Below are 1847 nucleotides of genomic sequence, written 5' to 3'. Positions count from 1 at the left end.
TGATCGATCGTGGTATCCGCGGCGCCTTTGAACTGGACGGTGCCGGCGAAACCCGGCCGCGGCTGGGCCGCGTCTACCGCAATCCGAACCTCCGGCCGGCGCGCTGGGTGCCGCGATTGAAGGTCCTGTCGATCGACATCGAGACCAGCCTGGAGGGCGAGCGGCTGTATTCCATTGCCCTGTTCGGGTGCGGCATGGACCGTGTCATCATCGTGCACGAAGGCGTGTTGGGCAACGCCGAGTGCGTGCCCTCGGAGCAGGCGGCGATCCGCCGCTTTCTCGAGCTGCTCCGGGACCTCGACCCGGACGTCATCACCGGCTGGAACGTCGTCGATTTCGATCTGGCGTTTCTGGCGCGGGTGGCGCGGCGGCACGGTGTCCGCTTCGCCATCGGCCGCAGTGATGACGAGTTCGATTTGCGCAAAGACCCGTCGTTCACGCGTGAATCACGTGCCGTCGTCTTCGGCCGGCAGGTGCTGGATGGTCTCTCGTTGATGCGTGGCGCCTTCATTCGCCTGGACGATTACAAGCTCGAAACGGCGGCGCAGGCCTTCCTCGGCAAGGGCAAGCTCATCACCGGCGATGGCCGCCATACGGAGATCGAAGCCCTGTATCGCGGCGATCCCCAGCGACTGGTCGACTACAATCTTCAGGATGCGCGGTTGGTGCTCGAGCTGTTGGAGCGGACCGGGTTGGTCGACCTGACCATCGAGCGCAGCTTGCTCACCGGCATGCAGCTCGACCGTGTCAGTGCGGCGATTGCGTCGGTGGACTCGCTCTATCTCAACGCCCTGCGTGCGCGCGGGGTGGTGGCGCCGTCGGTGGGCGCCGACCAGCGTGAGGCCGTGATCACCGGCGGGTACGTGATGGAGTCGAAGCCGGGGTTGTATCAGAACGTGTTGGTCTTCGACTTCAAGAGCCTGTACCCGAGCATCATCCGCACCTTCAACATCGACCCGCTGACGTACGTTCCGAATCGGGTCCCCCTCCTGGCCAAGGAGGGGCCAGGGGAGGTTCCCGCCGCCGGCGTTGTCCGCGCTCCGAACGGCGCCTGTTTCCGGCGCGATGTTGCCGGCATCATCCCGGAGCTGCTCACCAGCCTGGCGGCCGAGCGCGAGCAGGCCAAGCGCGCCGGCAACTCGGTGAAGTCGAACGCGATCAAGATCCTGATGAACTCGTTCTACGGCGTCCTCGGTGCCAGCGCGTCGCGGTTGTTCTCTCCGGACGTTGCCAACGCGGTGACGCATTTCGGCCAGCTGATCATCCGCCGGGCCGCCGAGTGTGCCGAGCACACAGGTCACGAGGTGTTGTACGGCGATACCGACTCGCTGTTTGTGGATACCCACGAACCCGACGCCGAGCGCGCGCGGCAGCTCGGAGAACGGTTGCGCGCCGAGATCGGGGCGGCGGTGGCGCACAGCCTCGAGACCGAGTTCGGCTGCCACAGTTTTCTCGAGCTGGAGTTCGAAAAGCTGTACCGGCGGTTCTTCCTGCCCGAGATCCGCGGCGGCAAGATCGGTAGCAAGAAGCGCTACGCCGGTTTGCTCGTCGACGACGCAACCGAACAGATCGAGTTTGTCGGGCTCGAATCGGTGCGGCGCGACTGGAGCGAGGTGAGCAAGCGTTTCCAAAGAGAGTTGTTGCAGCGGGTGTTTCACAACCAGCCGGTGCAGGAGTTCATTCGCGCCTTCATCGCCGACCTCCGCGCCGGGCGCTTCGACGATGAGCTGACCTACAAGAAGGCGATCCGCAAGGAACTCGACGCCTATACCAAGACCACGCCGCCGCATGTGAAAGCGGCGCGGAAACAGAGCGGCACGCCGGGGCGCATCATCGCCTACGTGATG

Annotated in this window: 1 protein-coding gene; it reads left to right on the top strand. The window is 64.9% G+C overall.

Annotation, left to right across the window (positions count from 1 at the left end; all coding sequences use genetic code 11):
• Window positions 1-1847: DNA polymerase II (locus VF515_13415; GenBank protein HEX7408635.1), on the top strand; the 1847-nt coding region annotated here is incomplete at both ends.

Source organism: Candidatus Binatia bacterium, assembly GCA_036382395.1.
Lineage (GTDB): Bacteria > Desulfobacterota > Binatia > HRBIN30 > HRBIN30 > JAGDMS01.
This window is presented reverse-complemented; position numbering and strand designations above follow the sequence as displayed.